Source organism: Mycobacterium sp., assembly GCF_035653355.1.
Taxonomy (GTDB): Bacteria; Actinomycetota; Actinomycetes; order Mycobacteriales; family Mycobacteriaceae; genus Mycobacterium.
The window spans coordinates 1-2,923 of sequence record NZ_DASRBZ010000069.1; the positions used below are offsets into that span (position 1 = coordinate 1).

4 protein-coding genes are annotated in these 2,923 nt (G+C 69.1%); all 4 read right to left on the bottom strand.

Annotation, left to right across the window (positions count from 1 at the left end; translation table 11 throughout):
• On the bottom strand, positions 1 to 926 hold a 926-nt coding region (gene egtE, locus VFA16_RS02235; RefSeq protein WP_324966246.1), incomplete at its 3' end, for an ergothioneine biosynthesis PLP-dependent enzyme EgtE.
• A complete protein-coding gene (gene egtD / locus VFA16_RS02240) occupies positions 923 to 1,888 on the bottom strand; it encodes an L-histidine N(alpha)-methyltransferase (RefSeq protein ID WP_324966247.1) in 966 nt (321 codons plus the stop codon). The genes egtE and egtD, both read right to left, overlap by 4 nt.
• On the bottom strand, positions 1,888 to 2,577 hold the full coding sequence (egtC, locus tag VFA16_RS02245; protein WP_324966248.1) for an ergothioneine biosynthesis protein EgtC: 690 nt from the start codon (positions 2,575 to 2,577) through the stop codon (positions 1,888 to 1,890). Before egtC ends, egtD begins: the two co-directional genes overlap by 1 nt.
• Positions 2,577 to 2,923 (bottom strand): SUMF1/EgtB/PvdO family nonheme iron enzyme (locus tag VFA16_RS02250; protein ID WP_324966249.1); only part of this gene is annotated, 347 nt, incomplete at its 5' end. The genes VFA16_RS02250 and egtC, both read right to left, overlap by 1 nt.

The window sequence follows — 2,923 nt, forward strand, 5'->3', positions numbered from 1 at the left end:
GTGGTGATAGCGCTCGGCTCGTCGACCGATTCGACCACGTCCCAGCCCGGCACCTCGTCCAGGATGGCTCGAGTGGCTCGGCCGACCTCGGCGAGGCGGTCTCGCACCTGCCGCGGACCCGACGCCAGATGCTCACCCATCGCCACCGAAAACCCCACTCGGGCAGCGATATTCGCCTCGCCGAGTTGTAGCCGTTGGGCCACCGTCAGCGACGACACCCAGTCTGGTGGCGGCAGCCGCGGTTGCAGTCGCTGCATCAGGGTCGGACGAATGGCCAGCACGCCGACGCCGCGCGGGCCCGCGATCCATTTGCGTGACGACGCATACATCGCGTCGGCGCCGACGGCGCAGTCGACGTGTCCCAGCGCTTGGGCGGCATCCACCACCAGCGGCAGCCCGAGTTCACCGCACAGCTGCTTCATTGCCGCCTGCGGCTGGACGACGCCGCGATGGCTGCCCACCGCGGTCAGGTGCACGAAGTCGGGCGGGTCCGCGGCCAGGCCCGCAGCGGCTTCGTCGACGGCTACCCGGCCGGCACCGTCGACGGGCAGCAGGCGCCGGGCGAATCCGTGCACGGCCACGAGCGCGAGATTGGGGCCGTACTCGCCGGGCAGGCAGGCCACCGTGCGCCCGCCCGGCGGCCAGCTGCCCAGCAGCAGATCCAACGCGTGCAACGACCCGGTGGTGAACACCACCTCGGCGTCGCGCATGCCGGCGAGCCCGGCTACCGCGGCACGTCCGGCGTCCAACACCGGTGCGGCTGCCTCGGCCGCGACGTATCCGCCGACTTCGGCCTCGTGGCGAGCGTGCTGGGCAGCGGCATCGAGCGCCGCGAAGCTCTGCCGCGAACATGCCGCACTGTCAACATGCCGGCCGGCGACCGGCGGCCGCGCCGCTCGCCACCGGTCAGCCAGCGCAGCGCTCACTTCACCGCCAGCGACAACGCGAAGTCACCGGCGTCATCGGTCCACCACCGGGTCCGTCGCAGGCCGGCCGCGGCCAACTCGGCGGCTACCGCGTCGATCCGAAACTTGCACGACACCTCGGTGAGCATCTCCTCGCCGGCGGCGAATTCGACGGTCAAATCCAATGCCCGGATCCGCACCCGCTGTGGCCCCTCGGCGCGCAACCACATCTCGATGCGCTCCGCTTCGGCGTTCCAGCGGGCGACGTGCGCGTAGGCCTCGATGTCGAAATCGGCGTCGAGTTCGCGGTTGATCACGGCGAGCACATTGCGGTTGAACCGTGCTGTCACTCCGGCCGCGTCGTCGTAGGCGCGGATCAGCCGGTCGGTCTCCTTGACCAGGTCAGTGCCTAACAGCAGGCTGTCGCCGGGTTGCAGCACATCCGCCAGCGACGCCAGGAACCGCGCTCGCGGGCCGGGGGTGAGGTTGCCGATCGTCGACCCCAAAAAAACGAACAGCCGCCGTCCGCCGTCGGGAATTTCGGCCAAGTGCTCCTCGAAATCACCACACACAGCAGCGATTTCGATGCCGGGGTAGTCGCGCTGGATGGCGGTGGCGGCTGCCTGCAGGATGCTGGCGTCGACGTCGAACGGGACGAACCTGCGCAGCGAACCATGTTCGCGCAGCGCGGCTAGCAGCATGCGGGTCTTCTCCGATGTCCCGCTGCCCAGTTCGACCAGCGTGTCGGCGCCGGTCAGCGATGCGACCTCCGCCGAACGGGCGGAAAGAATCTCGGCCTCCGCCCGGGTCGGGTAATACTCCGGCAACCGGGTAATCTGGTCGAACAGGTCGCTGCCGACCGAATCGTAAAACCACTTGGGCGGCAGTTCCTTTGGCGAACGGCGCAGACCGTCGAGCACATCTTGTCGCAGCGCGTGATACGCCGAGTCCGCGGCCAGGTGGTTCGACAGTGACAGCGTCATCAAGGTCCTTTCAGTGCGGTCATCGTGACCCCGTCCCGGGTGACGTCGACGAGGTGGCGGTCGGGCACGTCTTCCCAGTTCGGGTCGTCGTCATACGGCTCGCTGGCCAGCACCACGCCGTCGTCGCGACGCAGCACCGACAGGGTGTCTCCCCACGTGGTGGCCAGCAACCGAGAACCGTTGGCCGCCAAGATGTTCAACCGGGAATTCGGGTCGGCGGCGCCCAGTTGCAGGATCACGTCCTCCAGGGCGTCGAGGCCGCGGGAGAAGATTAGCGCCGCCAAAAGCGTGCTGTCGCAAACCGGTTCGGCCGACGAACTCGTCGGCAGAACAGCGCGGTCGATGACACCGTTGTGCGCCAGCAGCCAACGGCCGTCGGTGAACGGCGCAGTCGCGCTGAGTTCGATCGGCATGCCGATGGTCGCCGAACGCACCGATGCCACCACGCAGTGGCTGCGCAGCGCGGGCGCCACCGAATCGAACGACACGTCGCCCCACAGCGGCGTCGTGCTACGCCAGCGTCGCGGGGTGGCGCCGTCGAAAAAGCCCACACCCCACCCGTCGGCGTTCATCATGCCCTGCTTCTGGCGGCGCGGCGCGTAGGACTGCACCCGCAGGCTATGCGACGGATCCAGCACCAGCGAGGAGATCGCCACCTCGCGACCCAGCCAACCGAGATGACGGCACATCAGTCGTCGGCGTCCCAGGCCAGCCGGACACCGGCGAAGATCTGGCGACGGTAGGGGTGGTCCCAGTTGCGGAAGCTGGGCCGCAGGATTCCCGGCTCCACCGCCCAGGATCCGCCGCGCAGCACCCGATAGTCGCCGCCGAAGAACGGCTGCGAGTAGCGCTGGTAGATCATCGGCACGAATCCCGGCCAGGGCTGCAGCGGCGAGCTCGTCCACTCCCAGACGTCGCCCAGCATCTGTTCGGCGCCGTAGGCTGACGCACCGGCCGGGTATGCGCCGACCGGCGCCGGGCGCAGTGCCTCGCCGCCAAGGTTGGCGCGCTCGGCAGAGGGCTCCTCGGATCCCC

What these genes read in the sequence shown, in the direction of transcription:
- egtD (WP_324966247.1), bottom strand. Translation starts at nt 1,888, where the DNA reads ATGACGCTGTCACTGTCGAACCACCTGGCCGCGGACTCGGCGTATCAC.
- egtC (WP_324966248.1), bottom strand. Translation starts at nt 2,577, where the DNA reads ATGTGCCGTCATCTCGGTTGGCTGGGTCGCGAGGTGGCGATCTCCTCG.